The sequence below is a fragment of the Nocardioides agariphilus genome (assembly GCF_015352445.1).
Lineage (GTDB): Bacteria > Actinomycetota > Actinomycetes > Propionibacteriales > Nocardioidaceae > Nocardioides > Nocardioides agariphilus.
Map to the genome: position 1 here is coordinate 145,313 of NZ_JADKPO010000007.1, position 18,600 is coordinate 163,912.

Here is an 18,600-nt window from a genome sequence, read left to right on the forward strand (position 1 = left end):
TGAGGAGGTTGCGCAGCAACGGCCTCGACACCAAGGCGGCCCCTCACCTGGCGAGAGGTGAGGGGCCGCTGTGGGTCTTCGGGGTCGAGGTGCGAGCCTCGCTTACTGCTTGGAGCCCTGCGACTTCGCGGGCTCGGCCGTCTTCTTGGCGTAGCGGGCCTCGAAGCGGGCCACGCGGCCGCCGGTGTCGAGGATCTTCTGCTTGCCGGTGTAGAACGGGTGGCAGTTGGAGCACACGTCGGCGTGGATCACGCCGTTCTTGGAGGTGCTGTACGTCTGGAACTGGTTCCCGCAGGTGCAGGTCACATCAGTCAGCACGTAGTCCGGGTGGATGTCCTTCTTCATGGTTGTCCTTTCGAGTGGCGCCGGGTCGCCTCCCTCGACGAGGGGACGTGAACCGGAACCGAACAGGCAGAGTTTGCCACCCGCCCCAACGCTGCGGCCAATCGTGGGATTCCCGTGCTCGCTGACTGCTCGCCCCCCATCAAAGCCGCAACGCCCGCGGACCTCGCCGCAAGACATTGACCTGCCGGGCCGGCGGGGCAACCCTGACCACCATGTCCGACGCTTACGTCGTACCTCCCGGCAGCGGCCACCTGCTCGACCTCGGCAACTTCGAGGCTGTCGTGCTCGCCGAGGCCGCCCAGACCGACGGGGCGTTCAGCCTCTTGCGCACCCAGCAGGAGCCGCCCGGGTTCGGGCCTCCCCTTCACAAGCACCATGACGCCGCGGAGGCGTTCTACGTCCTCGAGGGCGAGTACCTGATGATCCTCGAGGACCGGCGAGAGCCGTGTCCGGCCGGCAGCTTCGTCTACGTACCTCGCGCGGTGCCGCACACCTTCCAGGTCACCTCGTCGACGCCAGGCATGAAGCTCAACCTGTTCGCACCGGCCGGCATGGTCGGCTTCTTCCAGGACCTCGCCAGCGCCGAGGCCGAAGGTACGACGACACCCGAGCTCCTCGACGAGATCGCGGCCCGCCACCACATGGAGATCGTCGGGCCGGTGCCCGATTCGTATCTCTAGGGGGTCAGTCCGCCTGCACCTGGCGCAGGAACTCGATGTTGGTCTGCGTGCTCCGCAGCCGGCCGAGCAGCTGCTCCAGCGCGGCTGCCGGTTCCTGGCCTGAGAGCTGGCGGCGCAGCTTCCAGACGATCTCGAGCTCCTCGGGACCCAGCAGCTCCTCCTCGGAGCGGGTGCCGCTCTGGACGGCATCGATGGCCGGGAACAGGCGCAGGTCGGCGAGCTCGCGACGTAGCCGGATCTCGAGGTTCGCCGTACCCCTGAAGTCCTCGAACAGCACCTCGTCCATCGCCGAGCCGCTCTCGATGCTGGCGGTCGCCAAGATCGTCAGCGAGCCGCCGTTCTCGATGTTGCGCGCCGCGCCGAAGAACTTCTTGGGCGGGTAGAGCGCACCGGCGTCGACGCCTCCGGCCAGGACGCGACCCGCGACCGGCATCGAGAGGTTGTAGGCGCGGCCCAGGCGGGTCAGCCCGTCGAGCAGCACCACCACGTCGTGGCCGAGCTCGACGAGCCGCTTGGCGCGCTCGATGGCGAGCTCCGCGATCGCGGTGTGGTCGGCCGGCGGACGGTCGAAGGTCGAGGCGATGACCTCACCCTTCACCGAGCGCTCGAAGTCGGTGACCTCCTCGGGCCGCTCGTCGAGCAGCACGACCATGAGGTGGCACTCGGGGTTGTTCTGGGTGATCGAGGCCGCGACCGACCGCAGCAGCGTCGTCTTGCCCGAGCTGGCCGGCGAGACGACCAGGCCGCGCTGGCCCTTGCCGATCGGCGAGGCGATGTCGATGATCCGCCCGATCAGGTTGTCGGGCCCGGTCTCCAGACGGAGGCGCTCGGTCGGGTTCAGCGGAGTCAGCTTCGCGAACTCCGGCCGGTGCTTGGTCCCATCCGGGTCGGCGCCGTTGACGGCGTCGATGCGCACCATCGGGTTGAACTTCTCGCGCCGCTCGCCCTCGCGGGGCTGGCGCACCTGCCCGACGATCGCGTCGCCGCGACGCAGACCGTACTTGCGCACCATCGACAACGAGACGTAGACGTCCTCGGTGCCGGGGAGGTATCCGCTGGTCCGCACGAACGCGTAGTTGTCCAGTACGTCGAGAATGCCGGCCGCCGGCACCAGGATGTCGTCGTCGAGGATCGTCGTATCGGGCTCGTTGCGCGGACCGCGGCCACCTTGGTGACCTGACTGCTGACCGTGCTGGCCCTGCTGGCCCGGCTGGCCCTGACCCTGCTGGCTCTGCTGACCAGTCGGCTGCCCGCCCGGCTGACCCGGCTGACCCACACGGTCGCGGTCGCGGCCCCGGCGGCGCCGGTTGCGGCGGCTACCGCTCTCACCGTCGGCCGCCGCGACGGCCTGGGCCTGCTGGTTCTGGCTCTGCTGCTGGGCGCCCTGGTTCTGGTTCTGCTGCCGGTGGTGGTCCTGCTCGTGGCGGCGCTCCTCGCGCTGCTCGTGGCGGACCTCCTCGGAATGGGACTCCTCGGACCGCACCTCCTCGAACCGGGACCCCTGGGAGCGGGACTCGACCTGCTGCTTGCCCTGCTTGTTCTTCTTGTCCTTCTTCTTCTCCGACTTCGGGGCCTGGCCCGCGTCGGACTGCTTCGGCTCGGCCGCTTCCGTGCGCTGAGCGCCACCGGACTGGTCACTTGATCGGGCTCCCGTTTGGGCGTCCTTGATCGCCTGGATCAGCCGCGGCTTCGTCATCGAGCCGGCACCGCTGATGCCCAGGCCGCTCGCCATCGACTTGAGGTCGGCGACGAGCATGGTGCTGAGTCCACCGCTTCGCTTCTTCGAACCGCCCGCTGAGGAGTCAGCCGGGGCGTCGGGCGCGAGACCAGTGGATTCGTTGGTTTCCGTCACGTGAGGTCCTTCCCACGTATCACTGCCGTCCGACAGACGCCGTCCGGCCGCGCCGAGATTCGGCGCGCAAGAGAATCGATCAGAGAGTTGAGAGTGCGTCGGGCCCTGGTCACGGAGGACCGGTACTCCCGAACGCGACGCCAACCCTAGCACCGGGTTTCCTGGCGCGCGGCAACACCGCCGTCCGTGACGGAAAGCACCATAGGAATGCCTTCACACCAACCGTTTCGTCACGGACGGCGATCAACCCACGCGTACGCCGGACCGGTCCACGTCGAGCTCGTGGGCCACCCATCCGCCGGGGCACCGGCCCCGCAGGTCGGCGGCTGCGAGCAGGCCCGGCACACCGTCCGCCAGGAACGCCAGCACTGTGGGCCCCGCCCCCGAGACGACCGCCGGCACACCGTCGGCCCGCAGTGCATCGACCAGGGCGAGCGACTCGGGCATGGCGGGTCGGCGGTAGTCCTGGTGCAGGTAGTCACGCGTGGCCGTCAGCAAGTGCTCGGGCGCACCGCCGAGCGCCGCGACGAGCAGCGCCGTACGTCCGGCATCGGCCGCCGCATCCGCGTGCGGCACCGAGGCGGGCAGCAGGCTGCGGGCGAGCTCGGTCGAGAGCGAGTACGGCGGCACGAACGCCACCGCGCGGATGCGCGGGTCGACGGGGGCCGACACGGCGTACCAGCTCATCCCCTCGCGTCCCGAGATCGTGAAGCCGCCGAGGGCCGCGGGGGCGACGTTGTCGGGGTGCCCCTCGAGGTCGGCGGCCAGCTGGACAAGGTCCCCGTCGGACAACCGCGACGGGCCGTCGGACACCAGGGCGCGGGCGAGTCCCAGCCCGCCGACGATCGCGGCCGAGGAGGATCCGAGGCCGCGCGCGTGCGGGATGACGTTGCGGCAGTGCAGCCTGATGCCCGGTGGCGCGATGCCCATCGCGCCGAAACCTGCCCACATCGACCGCACCACGAGGTGGGACTCGTCGAGCGGAAGCGCGCCCGCTCCCTCGCCCTCGACGACGACTTCGAGACCGTCGTGGATGGTCGTCGCCGTCAGCTCGTCGCGCAGGCCGAGCGCGAGGCCGAGCGAGTCGTACCCCGGCCCGAGGTTGGCCGACGTGGCGGGCACGGAGACCCGCACCTCGCCTCGGACGAAGCTCACGCGAGGCTCATTCGGAGTTCCGCTCCAGACCCGCGGCCTCGGCCGCCGCCTGGACGTCGGCGTCGACCACGACGTCGACAACTGACCCGAAGCCCTCCAGTGCGGTCGCAGTGTCCTTGAGTCCGTGGCCGGTGACGGTCACGACGACCGTCGCGCCGACGTAGGAGTCGCGGTTGCCGATGTCCATCAGCAGCCCGGCGATGCCGGCGGCCGACGCGGGCTCGACGAAGACGCCGTCGCGCGAGGCCAGCTCCCTCTGCGCGTCGAGGATCTGCGCGTCGCTCACGGCCTCGAACCGGCCGCCCGACTCGTCGCGCGCCTCCTCGGCGAGCTTCCACGAGGCGGGGTTGCCGATCCGGATCGCGGTGGCTTTGGTCTCGGGGTCGGGGAAGGGCTCGCCCGTCACTAGTGGCGAGGCACCCTCGGCCTGGAACCCGCGCATCACCGGCGTCCTCGTCGCGCGCCCGATCGCCTTGTACTGCTTGTAGCCGAGCCAGTACGCCGAGATGTTGCCGGCGTTGCCGACCGGCAGCAGGTGATAGTCGGGGGCGTCCCCGAGGAAGTCGACGATCTCGAAGGCCGCGGTCTTCTGGCCTTCCAGTCGGACCGGGTTGACGGAGTTCACCAGGGCGACCGGGTAGTGCCAGGCCATCTCGCGCGCCATCCGAAGACAGTCGTCGAAGTTGCCGCGCACCATGATCACCTGTGCGCCGTGCATCAACGCCTGCGCCATCTTGCCGGCCGCGATCTTGCCCTCAGGCACCAGCACGAGCGGCTTGAGGCCGGCACGCGCGGCGTAGGCAGCCATCGACGCGCTCGTGTTGCCGGTGCTCGCGCAGACCACGGCCTCGGCACCCTCGGCGAGCGCGCACGAGATCGCGGTCGTCATGCCTCGGTCCTTGAACGAGCCGGTCGGGTTGTCGCCCTCGACCTTGAGCCACACGTCGCCGCCGGTGAGTCCGGACAGCCAGGCGGAGGGTACGAGCGGGGTCCCGCCCTCGCGCAGCGTGATCGCCGGGATGCCGTCGGGGATGTCGAGCAGCTCGCGGTACTCCTCGATCACGCCCCGCCACTGGTGGGGCGCTGGTCTCATTCGTCGCCGCCTTCGACGCGCATCACCGAGGTCACCTCACGCACGATGTCCATCTCCCGCAGCGCTTTGACCGTCGCCGACAGCTGCGCGTCGGTCGCCGCGTGGCTGACCACGACGAGTTGGGCATCCTCGCCGCGGCCCTCCTGACGCACGGTCTGGATCGAGACGCCGTGGTCGGCGAACGCTGTCGCGACGGCCGCCAGCACACCAGCTCGGTCGTCGACGTCGATCGCCACGTGGTAGCGAGTGACCGTCTCCCCCATCGGCAGCACCCGGCGATCGGCGTAGGCCGACTCCCCCGCTCCGCGCGTGCCGGCCAGGCGGTTGCGGGCGACGGTGACCAGGTCCCCGAGCACTGCGCTCGCGGTCGGCGATCCACCGGCGCCCGGCCCGTAGAACATCAGCTGCCCCGCCGCCTCCGACTCCACGAAGACCGCGTTGAACGCCTCGCGCACCGACGCCAGCGGGTGCGACCTCGGGATCATCGCCGGGTGCACGCGGACGGACACACCCCCCTGGTCGCTGCCACCCCCGCTGGTTGAGGAGGTTGCGCTGGCAACCGTCTCGAAACCCGGTGAGGGAACCAGCTCCGCAATGCCGAGCAGCTTCACCACGGAGCCCATCTCCTGGGCGGACTTCACGTCCGCGGCCGTCACCTCGGTGATGCCCTCACGGTGTACGTCGGCAGCGGTGACGCGCGTGTGGAACGCCAGACTCGCCAGGATCGCGATCTTGGCGGCCGCGTCGAAACCCTCGACGTCGGCAGTCGGGTCGGCCTCGGCGTACCCGAGCTCCTGCGCCTCGTCGAGCGCCTCGTTGAAGCCGCTGCCGGCAGTGTCCATCTTGTCGAGGATGAAGTTGGTGGTGCCGTTGACGATGCCGAGCACGCGGGTGACGCGGTCGCCGGCCAGGCTCTCGCGCAGCGGGCGCAGGATCGGGATGGCACCGGCGACGGCGGCCTCGTAGTACAGGTCTCGCTCGGCCTTGTCGGCCGCCTCGAAGAGCGTCGGCCCGTCCTCGGCGAGCAGCGCCTTGTTGGCGGTGACCACGGACTTGCCGTGCTCGAAGGCACGGAGGATCAGCGAGCGAGCGGGCTCGATGCCGCCGATCGTCTCGATGACGAGGTCGACGTCGTCGCGAGCGACGAGGCCCGCGGAGTCGGTGGTCAGCAGGCCGTCGGGCACCTCGATCTCGCGCGGCGCGTTGAGGCGGCGTACGGCGACGCCCGCGATCTCGATCCGCGCACCCACGCGGGCCTCGAGATCGTCTGCCTGCTCGAGGAGGAGTCGCACGACCTGCGAGCCCACCGACCCGCAGCCCAGCACGGCCACCTTCATGTTTGCTCCTCTTCGATTCCCATATCCGTCAGCCCCAGATCGGTTGCGAGGAGATCATCCTCGGTCTCGCGCCGCAGCAGCACACGGGTCTCGCCGTCGCGCACGGCGATGACCGGCGGACGCAGCGCGTGGTTGTAGTTGGAGGCCATCGAGCGACAGTAGGCGCCGGTGCCCGGCACCGCGATCAGATCTCCCGGACTGACGTCGGCGGGCAGGAACTCGTCCATCACCACGATGTCGCCCGCCTCGCAGTGCTTGCCGACGACGCGGGTCAGCACGGGCGGTGCGTCACTGCGCCTGCTCGCGAGAGTGCAGGAGTAGTCCGCGCCGTACAGCGCCGTCCTGATGTTGTCGCTCATCCCGCCGTCGACGCTGACGTACGTGCGGACCGCGCCCCCGTCGAGCTCGACCCGCTTGACCGTGCCGACGGTGTAGACCGTGCAGACGCTCGGTCCCACGATCGCGCGGCCAGGTTCGATGCTCAGGCGCGGCTCGGGGATGCCGAGCGCGCGGCACTCGTGCTCGACGATCTTGGACATCTCGGTCGCCAGCTGCGCGGGGTCGGACGGGTCGTCCTGCGTGGTGTACGCGATCCCGAACCCACCGCCTAGGTCCATCTCGGGCAGCGTGACGCCGAGCTCCTCGCTGACTCTCTTGTGAAGCGCCAGGACCCGCCTCGCCGCCACCTCGAAGCCAGAGCTGTCGAAGATCTGGCTGCCGATGTGGGAGTGCAGGCCGAGCAGGTTGAGGCCCTCTGCTTGTTGGACGAGCTTGACCGCCTCCCACGCATCCCCGTTGGTGATCGAGAACCCGAACTTCTGGTCCTCGTGCGCCGTCGCGATGTACTCGTGCGTGTGCGCCTCGACGCCCGCCGTCACCCGCACCATGACGTTCACACGTCCACCGGTTGAGGAGGTTGCCCTAGCGCCTTCGATGGTCGAGGAGGTTGCCCTAGCGCCTTCGCTGGTCGAGGAGGTTGCGCTAGCGCCTTCGCTGGTTGAGGAGGTTGCGCTAGCGCCTTCGCTGGTTGAGGAGGTTGCGCTAGCGCCTTCGCCGGTTGAGGAGGTTGCGCTAGCGCCTTCGCCGGTTGAGGAGGTTGCGCTAGCGCCTTCGCCGGTTGAGGAGGTTGCGCTAGCAACCGTCTCGAAACCCCGTTCGCTGACGATCTCGCTCAACCGCTCGATCTCCTGGAACGAATCCACAATGATCCGCCCCACCCCCGCATGCACGGCGCGCCTGAGCTCGGGGTACGTCTTGTTGTTGCCGTGATAACCGATCCGGCTCGGCTCGAACCCCGCCCGCAACGCGACCGTCAGCTCACCAGAGGAGCAGACGTCGAGGTTCAGCCCTTCCTGCTGGATCCACCTCGCGACCGTCGCGCACAAGAACGCCTTGCCGGCGTAGAAGACGTCGTAGTCCTTGAAAGCACCGCGAAACGCCCGTGCCCGCTGCCGGAAGTCCGCCTCATCCAGCACGTACGCCGGTGTCATGTGCTCCGCCGTCAGGTCCCGCAGGTCAACGCCACCGACCTCGACTCCCCCGTCATCCGTACGTCGCGCCGTACCGCTCCACAGCAACGGGTGCAGCCCGTTGACGTCGTCGGGCACTCGCAGCCACGACGGCGAGTTCAGCGCACCGGCGGCATGGGCCCACCCGGCCTCGTGGGTGGTCACATCCGTTCCGGAGCGCTGACGCCCAGCAGGGCAAGGCCGTTGGCGAGCACGACGCGCGTTGCGTCGACGAGCATGAGCCGGGCGCGGTGCAGGTCGTTCGGCTCCTCGTCCCCCTGCGGCAGCACCCGGCAGGAGTCGTAGAAGCGGTGGTACGCCGCCGCAGTGTCCTCGAGATACCGCGCCACCCGGTGCGGCTCCCGCAACACCGCCGCTCCTTGGACCACTCGCGGAAACTCCGCCAGCGCCCGCAGCAGCTCCCCTTCACGCGGATGTGTGAGCTCGCTGGTCGAGGAGGTTGCGCTGGCAACCGTGTCGAAACCAAGGTCCCCCGCATTCCGCAGAATCGAACTGACCCGCGCATGCGCATACTGCACGTAGAACACCGGGTTGTCCGACGCCTGCCGCGTCATCTCGGCGGCGTCGAGAGTCAGAGGAGAGTCGGCCGGATACCGCGCCAGCGTGTACCTCAGCGCATCCACCCCGATCAGGTCGATCAGCTCCCGCAGGCTCACGATGTTGCCCGCCCGCTTGGAGAGCTTGAGCTCCTGGCCGTTCTCGAGGATCTTGACCAGCTGCCCGATCAGCACCTCGATGTTGGTGTCCGGGTCATCCCCTGCACACGCGGCCATCGCCCGCAACCGCCCGACGTACCCGTGGTGATCCGCACCCAACAGATAGATGCACCGGTCGAAGCCCCGCACTCGCTTGTCGAGGTAGTACGCCGTGTCGCTCGCGAAGTACGTCAGCTCCCCGTTGCTCCTGATGAGCACGCGGTCCTTGTCGTCCCCGAAGTCCGTCGTCCGCATCCACAACGCCCGGTCGGCGTCGTACAGATGCCCCTCCCCCCGCAGCTTCTCGAGCGTCTCCGCAACATTCGGCGAGAGATCGCTGGTTGAGGAGTCGCGATCGCTGGTTGAGGAACTTGCTCCGCTGGTTGAGGAGGTTGCGCTAGCAACCGTCTCGAAACCATCGCGATCGCTGGTTGAGAAACCTGCTCCGATGGTTGAGGAGGTTGCGCTAGCAACCGTCTCGAAACCATCGCGATCGCCGGTTGAGGAACCTGCTCCGATGGTTGAGGAGGTTGCGCTAGCAACCGTCTCGAAACCATCGCGATCGCCGGTTGAGGAACCTGCTCCGCTGGTCGAGCTTGTCGGGACCACCCCGTGCAGATCCCGCTCGCTGAACCACGTGTCGAACACCGTGTGGAACTCCGCCAGCTCCGCCTGCTGGTTGGCGAGCTGGATCCGGTACCCCTCCTCCCGGAACGCGAGCCTCCGCTCATCGTCAGGCAGCTCAAGAATCCCCGGGTTCTCGGCGACCACCTGAGCAGCAAGCTCGTGCACGTACTCGCCCTGGTACCCGTACGCCGGCGGCTCCTCCCCCAGCGCCCGCGCCAGGATCGAGTCGCCGAACAGGTCCATCTGCGTCCCGCGGTCGTTGATGTAGAACTCCCGGCTGACGACCGCGCCGGCCGCCTCGAGCACGCGAGCCAGCGCGTCGCCGACAGCCGCCCATCGCGTGTGTCCCAGGTGTAGCGGCCCCGTCGGGTTCGCCGAGATGAACTCGACGTTGATCCGCTCGCCGGCGAGAGCGTTCGACGTCCCGTACGCCGGCCCGGCCGCCACGATGTCCGCCGCGACCCGACCTTGGCTCGAGGCCTCGACAGTGACATTGAGGAACCCCGGCCCCGCAACCTCGATCGCGGCGATCCCATCCGCCTGCCCGAGCTCTTCGGCGATCAGCTCCGCAAAGGCTCGCGGGTTTGTGCCGGCCTTCTTGGCGAGCTGGAGAGCGACGTTGGACGCGTAGTCCCCGTGCCCCTCCTGCCGCGGCCGCTCGATCGTCACCGAGCCCGGCACGCCGTCCGGCAACGTCAGCTCGCGTCGCTCGACGAGCGCCCTCAAGGCCTCGACGAACGCGTCTGACAGCTGCTCCGGAGTCACCGCCCCAGGCTATCTGCGGACGTGACCCGACCCCGGTGGCGGCTCGATGGTCGGGCAGCCGGGCAGGAGTGGTTTACCCGGGCCCGTGAAGTGCTTAGGTTTCTCGCCATGGCGTGGCGACGCACGGGGCGGGGCAAAGGTGCGCTAATCGCCTTGATGAGCCTGCTCGTGGCTGCGGGTGGGTTGAGTGCAGCCGTCGCCCCTGCCCACGCTGCCCGGTCCTCGTTCGCCTCCACCACCGCGATGCACCTCGGCGGCGAGGACAACGAGTTCGCCAACAGCGGGATCATCGACATCTACGACCAGAACAAGCCCTCGCCGTACCCCTCGATGATCACGGTCCCCGACAACGTCACCATCACCGACGTCGACCTCAAGATCCGCGGTCTCACCCACCCGAGCCTCGGCGACGTCGACATGATGCTGGTCGGCCCGGGTGGTGAGCAGGCCACCTTCATGAGCGACGCCGGTGGCACGACCGCGGCCTCCAACCTCTCCCTGACGTTTGACGACGACGCCGCACAGGGTCTGCCGGAGACGACAGCGGTCAGCAACGGCACGTACGCGACCACCAACTACGAGTTTCCCGACTTCTTCCCGGCGCCGGCGCCGGAATCCGATGGCGGCAGCGTGCTGTCAGTCTTCAACGGGACCGACGCCAAGGGTGTCTGGAGCCTGTACATCATGGACGACTTGGCGTTCAACAGCGGCACCATCGCGAACGGCTGGGCTCTGGTATTCGACTTCGAGCCCACTCACTACCCCAGCCCCATCTCCGTCAGCGGCCTGGGCGCCGTGACCGACGTCAACGTCACGCTGCACGACGTCAACTCCACCTACTCCAACGACCTCGACGTGCTGCTGGTGGGACCCCAAGGCCAGCAGGCAACGCTGATCAGTGACGCCGGCTTCGCCGGGCACCTCGTGGACGCGGACATCACTCTCGATGACGAGGCATCCGCCTTGCTGCCGGAGAACAGCTTCTTCGGCGCCGGGACCTACAAACCGGTGGACTACGGCACCTTCCCTGACCCCTACCCCGCGCCGGCACCGACCTCGACGGGCAGCTTCGCGCTGTCGGTGTTCGACGGGACGAACCCCAACGGCGTGTGGACGCTCTACGCCGTGGACGACGGCCCCGGTGACATCACCAAGATCGACGGCGGCTGGTCGCTCGACCTGTCCTGGGCCGACCCCACCGCCCCGACCGGCACCGTCTCGATCGCCGGCGGGGCCACCCGGACCAACAAGCGTTCAGTGGTGCTGAACCTCAGCGCGTCCGACCCGTCCCCCTCCAGCGGCGTCACCCAGATGCGGTTCAGCAACGACGGACTGGCCTTCACGGACTACCAGCCGTACGCCGCCACTGCGACCTGGACGCTGTCGGTCCTCGACGGGACCAAACGCGTGTACGCGCAGTTCAAGGACGCCGACGGCAACCAGTCGATCGTGGTCAGCGACACCATCGCGCTCGACACCAAGGCCCCGTTGGCCAGGAAGCTGACGCCGGCAGCGAACGCCACGAAGGTCCCACGAGGCACCAGCATCAAGATCCGGGCCAGCGAGAAGCTCGCCGCCGCCACGGTCAACGGCACGACCGTCTTCCTCACCAAGCAGGGCGTGAGTGGCCGGGTCACCGCCACGGTGAAGTACGTCGCGACCTCGGCGACCATCGTCCTGACGCCTCGTCGCGCACTCGCCTCTCATGCGACGTACGTCGTGACGGTCCGCGGGGTGAAAGATCCTGCGGGCAACCGCTGGGACCAGCAGCCGAAGAAGCAGGGCGCCCAGCCGTTGCGCTACACGTTCCAGACTGCCTGAGCGTTCTGCCGGTTTCCGACACCACTCGACCCGCCGGTATGGTCGTGTCCGCACCTGAGCCCCCGTAGCTCAGGGGATAGAGCACCGCCCTCCGGAGGCGGGAGCGTAGGTTCGAATCCTACCGGGGGCGCCTTGTGTGATCTCTCAAGAGACACGCGGCAGCTGGACCTACGGATCGCAGGTTCAGCTGTTGTCATTTCGGGCCGTGGGGTTGGTAGTCGCGGGTCAGGTCGATGGTGAGCTCTCGGATGAGCTCTAGAAGGCGTAGGCGCGCCGGTGTGCCGCCACCAGGGCAAGGGAGGGAGCCGGCGCCGCGCGCGGCCGTGGCGAGGCGAGGAGCTCGTCGACCGCCATGGCGACCGCCATCGGGTCGGCGTCGCGCGCGACGGTGCGGGTGGCGAGCTCGGACAGGCCACCGATGTCGGTCGCCAGCGTGGGAGTACCGAGCTGGGCCGCCAGGGCCAGGACGCCACTCTGGCTAGCCGTGCGGTACGGACACACGATCAGGTCGGCGGCTGCGACGGCGGCCGCGAACTCGGCGAGGTCGAGGTATCCGACCGTCCACGAGGCATCGACACCCAGCCGCTCCGCCAGGCGCTGACAGCGCTGCGCGTCGCCGTTGTCCGACCCCACGATGGCCAGCCGCGCTGCGCGCTGCCACAGCTGGCTGGCCGCGATCAGCAGGTCGAGCTGCTTGTCCGGCCGGATGTGTCCCGCGAAGAGCACGACGGGTCCGGGACCCCAACGAGCTCGCCAGCCGTCCTGCGCGAGCACATCGGACGGCGGTTGGGGAAGGACGAGAGGCGAGATCACCGGCATGGTGGTGACCCGGCCCACCACCGCCGCGTCGGCCCGCGAGAAGACGACATTGACGTGCGCCAGTCGCCAGCACACCCGCATCAGGCGCGCGTCCAGGGCACTTCCGCTTCGGGAGAAGGTGTTGTGCGGGGTGAAGACCACCCGCCGTCCACGCATCCTCGCCGCAGCGAGGGCCACGACCGACAGGCTCGACCGGAATGGCCCTTGCACGTGGAGCACCCCGGGACCCCGCAGCAGGTGAGGAAGCGTGACGGCGAGGAAGCGAACACCGACGCGCACCCGCCGCCCGGGCCCGGCGTCCCGGAGCCAGTCCATGCAACGGCAGACCGTGACCTGTCCCAGGGGTTCGAGCTCGGCGTCCGTCGCGGTGTGCAGCACCACTCGGGTGCCGGAGAGGTGCAGCGCATCGGCGAGAGCCAGGGCGTGCTGGAAGACGCCGCCACGACCGTCCAGCTCCACGAGATGGACCTCGGAGGGCGGAGCAGAGGAGGGGGGAGATCTCACCGAGACGACCCTAGGCGTTTGACCCTACGATGCGCAGGTGCCCCTGTTCGAGCTGCACGTCGCCCGCTCCGCGACCCCCGGCGTGCGACTGGCTCGGATGGTCAAGCGTGGTCTCGACGTGGTCCTCGCGACACTCCTGTTGTTCCTCCTCGCGCCGCTCCTGGCCCTCATCGCCGTTGCGGTCAAGGCCACCTCCCCCGGTCCGGTGCTGTTTCGCCAGACCCGGTTGGGACGCGACTGTGTCCCCTTCTCGATCCTGAAGTTCCGCACGATGGTGGTGGACGCCGAGGCAAGGCTCGTCGCCGACACCGATGCGGCCGCCCACTACGTGCTGGCCGGCTACAAGGTGCCCGCGGGCGCGGAGACCCGCACCACGCCGCTGGGCAGGTGGTTGCGCCGCACCTCGTTGGACGAGCTCCCGCAGCTGGTCAATGTCTTGAGCGGCCAGATGAGTCTCGTCGGACCGCGGCCGGTGGTCCTGCCGGAGATCGCGGAATACGGTCCGTGGCGCTGGGCCTACGCAGCGACCCGCCCCGGGATGACTGGGGTCTGGCAGGTGACAGGCCGGGGCCGGATGGTCTATCCCGAACGCGCGAAGCTCGACGCCCGGTACGTCGCTCACTGGTCGCTGCGGACGGACCTCTGGATCTTGGCGCAGACCCTGCCGGCGGTCGTCCGAGGAGAGCGCAGGCCAGAGGCCCCGGCCCTGCCGGCCCTCGACGCGCAGTGACGTCCCCGGCGCGAGCGGCGCGCATCAGCGTCCTGATCCCCTGCTACGACGACGGTGAGCACCTGGCGGAGGCGGTCGCCTCGATCCGCGAGTCCGAGCCCGTCGACGTCGTGGTCATCGACGACGCCTCGTCAGACCCACGAACGCTGTCGGTGCTCGACGGGCTTCGCGACGGTGAGGCCACCGTCGTGAGCTTGGAGGCCAACGGCGGGCCGGGCCGGGCCCGCACCCTGGGCCTGGCCCGATGCACGACACCGTACGTCTTCCCCCTCGACGCCGACGACCTCGCTGAGCCCGGTGTCCTCGCCGAGATGGCCGACCGCCTGGACGCCGACCCGGGGGCGGCGGCCTGTGTGGGCGACATCCTCGAGTTCGGCAAGCACACCCTGGTGCGTGCGGTCCCAACGGCCCTCGACCCCTACCGCGTGGCCTACACCAACGAGTACCCCGTCAGCGCCCTCTTCCGCCGCTCGACCCTCGACGCGCTGCACGGGTGGGAACGCACCAGCACGACGTTGACGGGCTACGAGGACTGGAACCTATGGATGGATCTCGCCCAGCAGCGTGAGCGCATCGTGCACCTGGGCGCCGGTCGGATCGGCTATCGGCGTCGGTTGCACGGGCCGCGCCTCAACGCGACGGCGAAGACGAGGCATGCCGCGCTGTACCGGGCGATGCGCGCAGACCACCCGTACCTGTTCGAGCAGATCCGCGAGCACCGCCGTCGTTCCGATCTGCCGCCGCACAAGAAGTTGCTGTTCCCCCTGGTCTACGGCGCACGGGCACGGTGGCCCATGGAGGAGAGGCTGAAGCCGTGGGCCGACCGGCTCGGATGGTGGACGGGGGCGTCGCGCGCCTGACGGCAGTCATCGCCAGGAGCCGCGCCAGATCCATGCGGACGGCAGGCTCCGACGGAAGAAGCGCACGTCGTCGGGGAAGGCCACCCACTCGACCACCCCCACCGTGGCCACGTACGCGACGACACCCAGCACGAGCTCTGCGCCGTCGGGCCATGGGCAGGCCCGCACCGCCGCCATGGCTGCGATGCCCGCTAGCGCACCGGAGCTGCAGCGCCAGATTCCGACGTGGCCGAACCGTCGACGCAACGCCAGGAAGGAGGCGATCGCGAGGGCTGCGCTCGACGCCAGCGCCACGCCAGCAGCACCGTTTGCGCCGTACCTGGGAATCAGCACCAGGTTCGCGGCGACGTTGCCCGCCGCGACCAGGCCGACGAGGCGGGTGAAGTGCCAGGGTTGGTTGCGTGCCACCAAGACCGTCGCGGCGACGGACTGCACCCCGTAGCACGCGGCGGTGGCCGCGATCAGCTGGAGGGGGAGCACCGAGGGTCTGAACTCGTCCCCGTAAAGGAGCTGTACGGCGGGTACGGCGAACAGCCCCAGCACGGCGCTGATCGGTGCCAGGACCAGGTTCGAGGCCTTGAGGGCGATCTCGCACCCTCGGGCGACGCCGTCCGAGGCACGCCGCACGAGCCACGGCAGGGTCGCGGCCCCGATCGCCCAGGCGATGAACTGGCCGCTCTCCGCGAGGCGGTAGGCCGCGGCGTAGTAGCCGACCTGGGATTCCCCCGAGAGGAACGACAGCAGCACGACGTCGAGCCTGAGAAGGAGGAGGAACAGGACGCTGGCGATCCCGAAGGGCACGCCGGCCTTGGCCAACTTCCACCATCGGGTCGGGTCGGGCCGCGGACGCCGTCCGACGACCCGGCGCACCGCCCACTCGTCAGCGGCGAGCCCCGCCAAGGCACCGCCGAGGAAGCACAGCGACGCGGCCAACAAGCTCGGGCCGACCACGACGACGGCAAGCCACGCCAACGTGGTGGTCATCCGCTGGACGATGGTGGTCATCGAGACCAGGTCGAGTCTTTCGTGACCCAGCAGGACGGCGTCCCACGACTTGGCGATCACCTCGATGGTCGCGCCGAGGCCGACGATGGCGACCGTCACCGTCGTGCTGTGCGAGAAGTCGCCCAGTCCCACGACGCCCACGGCCACGACAAGGAGGCAGACCGCGACCAGCGCCTTCATCGAGCCGACGTCCGCCAGGAGGGGCCCGGCTGCCGCGGTGTCGTCGGCGACCTCGCGCGCCACGAGCGCATCGGTGCCGAACCCCGCGACGAGGGCGAGGACGCCGGTCAGACCCAGGGCGAACATGAAGGCGCCGAAGTCGGCAGTGCCCACCTCACGAGCGAGACTCACGAAGAAGACGAAGGACGCCGCCTTGGCGATGACCTCCCCACCGGCCCGCACGATCACATTGCGAGCGACGCGTTGAGGGGCCGTGGGGCCGTCGGCTGCAGGCTGGCTCAAGGCTCCTCTACCCTCGGGAGGTGACCGTACGCCGCGCTCTCAGCGGAGCGCCCTACGACGTCGCGGTCGGGGTCGCGATGGTGATCGTCGGGGTCGTCGAGGTCGAACCGGCGCCGGTCGACGTCCTCTTCGCAGCGCTGATCCTGGTGTCGCTGCTGACCGGTCGACTCGGACTGCGGTCGGCGCCACGCGTGGTGCTGGTGCTTGTGGCCGCCTTCGCCGTCGTGAACCTGGCGGCGTGCCTGGTGGCCCCCGACCTCTCGAGGGCGATGGGCTACGTCGCCGTCACCGGCTACCTGATGGTGCTGGGAGTGTGGCTGAGCGGCTATGTCGACCGGACCTCGCGGGCGCGCACGGTGGTCTCGTGCTACATCGCCGGCGCGGTCGTCGCCGCCGCCGCCGGGACGGTGGCCGTGCTGGTGCACTTCCCCGGGTCGATCCACCTGACCGACAGCTTCGGGATGCGGGCCAACGCACTGTTCCAGGACGCCAACGTCTTCGGGCCGTTCCTCGTCGTCGCGGCGGTGCTGCTGCTCGTCGAGATCCTGGAGCCTTCGCTGCTTCGCTGGCACGTGTCGATCAAGATGCTGGCCCTGATGGTGCTGGCGATCGGGATCCTGTACTCGTACTCCCGAGGCGCTTGGGTCAACCTGGCCGTGGCGGTCGTCGTGGTCGTGGCGACCCACGCCTTCGGCGGTGCGGGCCAGCGCCGGACGCTGGTGGCGGTCGGGATCGCCACGGGAGTGGTGGCGGTGGCTGCGGTCGCCGTCGCGGCGACCGGCTCCGCCTCCTTCCTCGCCGAACGGGTCGGGAGCCACTCCTACGACAGCGAGCGCTTCGGCGCTCAGCGGTTCGGCGTGGAGCTCGCCAGCCATCATCCGGTGGGTGTGGGACCGGGCCAGTTCGAGGTGCTCTCGCCGGTGTCGGCCCACAGCATCTACGTCCGAGCCCTCGCTGAGGAAGGCGTCGTGGGACTGCTCGTGCTCCTGGCATTGCTCGGAGTCACGCTCCTGCTGGCCCTGCGAGCACTGAGAGCCGGGCATGACCCGTTCGGGCTGAGCTCGCGGGCACTGCTGGCCATCTGGTGCGGCCTTCTGGTGAACAGCCTCGTCGTCGACACTCTCCATTGGCGGCACCTGTGGATCATCGCCGGGTTGGTCTGGGCGGGTGCGCTGGTTCGCGATCACGACACCTCAGCCGAGGAGGCCTTGCCCGTGGCCACGGATTCATAGAGCCGGAGCCAGTCCTCGACCATGCGGGAGGCCCCGAACTTCCGCCGGCGGCGGCGTTGCGCGGCGATCGCCTCGCGGAGCGCCGTGGGGTCCTGGAGGAGCGTACGGATCCGGGCGATGGCCTCGGACGGGGTGCGGAAGACCGCGTGAGCCCCGAGCAGCTCTCGGTTCGCCGGGATGTCGGACCCGATCGCCACGACGTCGTGGGCCATCGCTTCGAGAAGCGCGACCGGGGCGGCGTCCCAGGCTGACCAGCGCACCAGGACAGTCGCGATCTGTAGCCGGGCGAGCGCGTCGTCGCGACCGAGCCAGCCCGTGATCGGGATCCCCGCGTCCCGCACCGGCGCCTCGCTCACCGCGGGCCCGCCCCCGATCCACTCCACCGTGGCGAGGTCCTGGAGCGCGACGAGGATCGACGTCGTCGCAACCGGCGCCAGGGCTGGTCCGACACGGCCCATGGCGACGACCCGGGCCGCGCCGCTCACCCCCGCACTCGGCAACTCGTCGAGCTCCCCGATCCCGTTCGCCACCGTGGCCACCCGCGGCGCGCGGAGCGCGTGTCGTGCCACCGCTGCCTCGGCGGCGGACACCGTGGCCACGATGTCCACTCGCCGCGCGATCAGCCACTCGGCGCCGCGGAACAGGTAGCGACGTACGGTGCCCACGTCGGTGCGCAGGAAGGAGTAGCCGTGCGGCGTGTAGACAGTGGGCGTCCCGCGGCCCACTGCCAGCGCTCCCATGGCACCGGCGAAGCTGGAGTGCAGGTGCACCACGTCGGGGCGTCGAGCGCTCACGAGTCGCCGAAGCGCCTGGCCGGTATGCAGCTGCGCGGCAAGGCGCCGGTCGGTCCACGGGAGCGCCACGAGCTCCGGGCCGTCACCGAAGAAGGCGGCCGGGTCCGCGGGGGTCTCCGGTCGCCTGCCGTAGCCGACGATGACTTCGTGACCAGCCGCTCGCGCTCCTTGGCTGATGGCCCGGACGATCTCCAGCGTGCCGCTGGCCGATGCCTCCACGACCTGCATGATCAGCATGCGCCACGAGTATGTCGTACACGCGCGGCCGCGCAATGACGCATCGGGCCCGGCGTGG

The 18,600-nt window shown here is 69.5% G+C and carries 15 protein-coding genes and 1 tRNA gene; 6 read left to right on the plus strand and 10 right to left on the minus strand.

Annotated elements, in window-relative coordinates; genetic code table 11:
• Positions 1 to 102 precede the first annotated feature (102 nt).
• A complete protein-coding gene (gene rpmE, locus ISU10_RS07250; RefSeq protein ID WP_194695704.1) occupies positions 103 to 345 on the minus strand; it encodes a 50S ribosomal protein L31 in 243 nt (80 codons plus the stop codon).
• A 212-nt stretch (positions 346 to 557) separates the two neighbouring features.
• On the opposite strand from rpmE, the gene ISU10_RS07255 reads away from it, so the two are divergent.
• Positions 558 to 1,025 carry a cupin domain-containing protein gene (locus tag ISU10_RS07255; protein ID WP_194695705.1) on the plus strand — a complete coding sequence of 156 codons (468 nt, stop codon included), beginning with the start codon at positions 558 to 560 and terminating at the stop codon, positions 1,023 to 1,025.
• A gap of 4 nt (positions 1,026 to 1,029) precedes the next feature.
• Here the strand turns inward: ISU10_RS07255 and rho are convergent, their stop codons facing one another.
• The 6 genes from rho to ISU10_RS22935 all read right to left on the minus strand — a co-directional run bounded on the left by rho (position 1,030) and on the right by ISU10_RS22935 (position 10,078).
• On the minus strand, positions 1,030 to 2,781 hold the full coding sequence (gene rho / locus ISU10_RS07260) for a transcription termination factor Rho (protein ID WP_194695742.1): 1,752 nt from the start codon (positions 2,779 to 2,781) through the stop codon (positions 1,030 to 1,032).
• Between the two features lie 339 nt (positions 2,782 to 3,120).
• Positions 3,121 to 4,032, minus strand: a complete 912-nt coding sequence (gene thrB / locus ISU10_RS07265) for a homoserine kinase (protein WP_194695706.1) — start codon at positions 4,030 to 4,032, stop codon at positions 3,121 to 3,123.
• 7 nt (positions 4,033 to 4,039) lie between these two features.
• Positions 4,040 to 5,125 carry a threonine synthase gene (gene thrC / locus ISU10_RS07270; RefSeq protein WP_194695707.1) on the minus strand — a complete coding sequence of 362 codons (1,086 nt, stop codon included), beginning with the start codon at positions 5,123 to 5,125 and terminating at the stop codon, positions 4,040 to 4,042.
• Complete coding sequence (locus tag ISU10_RS07275; protein ID WP_194695708.1) at positions 5,122 to 6,462, minus strand: homoserine dehydrogenase; 1,341 nt, start codon at positions 6,460 to 6,462, stop codon at positions 5,122 to 5,124. Before ISU10_RS07275 ends, thrC begins: the two co-directional genes overlap by 4 nt.
• Positions 6,459 to 8,135 (minus strand): diaminopimelate decarboxylase, encoded by a 1,677-nt coding sequence (gene lysA / locus ISU10_RS22930; protein WP_370864910.1) that lies wholly within the window; start codon positions 8,133 to 8,135, stop codon positions 6,459 to 6,461. The genes ISU10_RS07275 and lysA overlap by 4 nt, the downstream gene beginning before the upstream one ends.
• A complete protein-coding gene (locus tag ISU10_RS22935) occupies positions 8,132 to 10,078 on the minus strand; it encodes an arginine--tRNA ligase (protein ID WP_370864911.1) in 1,947 nt (648 codons plus the stop codon). Before ISU10_RS22935 ends, lysA begins: the two co-directional genes overlap by 4 nt.
• Positions 10,079 to 10,234: 156 nt before the next feature.
• Between ISU10_RS22935 and ISU10_RS07300 the strand changes: the two genes are divergently transcribed.
• Both ISU10_RS07300 and ISU10_RS07305 read left to right on the plus strand, forming a co-directional pair.
• On the plus strand, positions 10,235 to 11,899 hold the full coding sequence (locus tag ISU10_RS07300; RefSeq protein ID WP_194695709.1) for an Ig-like domain-containing domain: 1,665 nt from the start codon (positions 10,235 to 10,237) through the stop codon (positions 11,897 to 11,899).
• A gap of 58 nt (positions 11,900 to 11,957) precedes the next feature.
• Positions 11,958 to 12,029, plus strand: a tRNA-Arg gene (locus tag ISU10_RS07305).
• 125 nt (positions 12,030 to 12,154) lie between these two features.
• Here the strand turns inward: ISU10_RS07305 and ISU10_RS07310 are convergent.
• Positions 12,155 to 13,222, minus strand: coding sequence for a glycosyltransferase (locus ISU10_RS07310; protein WP_194695710.1), 1,068 nt, complete (start codon positions 13,220 to 13,222; stop codon positions 12,155 to 12,157).
• 37 nt (positions 13,223 to 13,259) lie between these two features.
• On the opposite strand from ISU10_RS07310, the gene ISU10_RS07315 reads away from it, so the two are divergent.
• Together ISU10_RS07315 and ISU10_RS07320 are read left to right on the plus strand one after the other, a co-directional pair.
• Positions 13,260 to 13,952 carry a sugar transferase gene (locus ISU10_RS07315; RefSeq protein WP_194695711.1) on the plus strand — a complete coding sequence of 231 codons (693 nt, stop codon included), beginning with the start codon at positions 13,260 to 13,262 and terminating at the stop codon, positions 13,950 to 13,952.
• Positions 13,949 to 14,812 (plus strand): glycosyltransferase family 2 protein, encoded by an 864-nt coding sequence (locus ISU10_RS07320; RefSeq protein ID WP_194695712.1) that lies wholly within the window; start codon positions 13,949 to 13,951, stop codon positions 14,810 to 14,812. The genes ISU10_RS07315 and ISU10_RS07320 overlap by 4 nt, the downstream gene beginning before the upstream one ends.
• Positions 14,813 to 14,818: 6 nt before the next feature.
• Here the strand turns inward: ISU10_RS07320 and ISU10_RS07325 are convergent, their stop codons facing one another.
• Positions 14,819 to 16,279: an oligosaccharide flippase family protein gene (locus ISU10_RS07325; RefSeq protein ID WP_194695713.1), complete on the minus strand. Its 1,461-nt coding sequence runs from the start codon at positions 16,277 to 16,279 to the stop codon at positions 14,819 to 14,821.
• A 20-nt stretch (positions 16,280 to 16,299) separates the two neighbouring features.
• On the opposite strand from ISU10_RS07325, the gene ISU10_RS24070 reads away from it, so the two are divergent.
• The gene (locus ISU10_RS24070; RefSeq protein ID WP_194695714.1) at positions 16,300 to 17,511 is read left to right on the plus strand and encodes an O-antigen ligase family protein; all 1,212 of its coding nucleotides are present in this window, start codon (positions 16,300 to 16,302) and stop codon (positions 17,509 to 17,511) included.
• On the opposite strand, the gene ISU10_RS07335 is transcribed toward ISU10_RS24070, so the two are convergent.
• Entirely contained in the window at positions 17,463 to 18,542 is a 1,080-nt protein-coding gene (locus ISU10_RS07335; RefSeq protein ID WP_194695715.1) for a glycosyltransferase, read from the minus strand. The two genes, ISU10_RS24070 and ISU10_RS07335, sit on opposite strands and share 49 nt — an antisense overlap.
• Between the last annotated feature and the right edge of the window lie 58 nt (positions 18,543 to 18,600).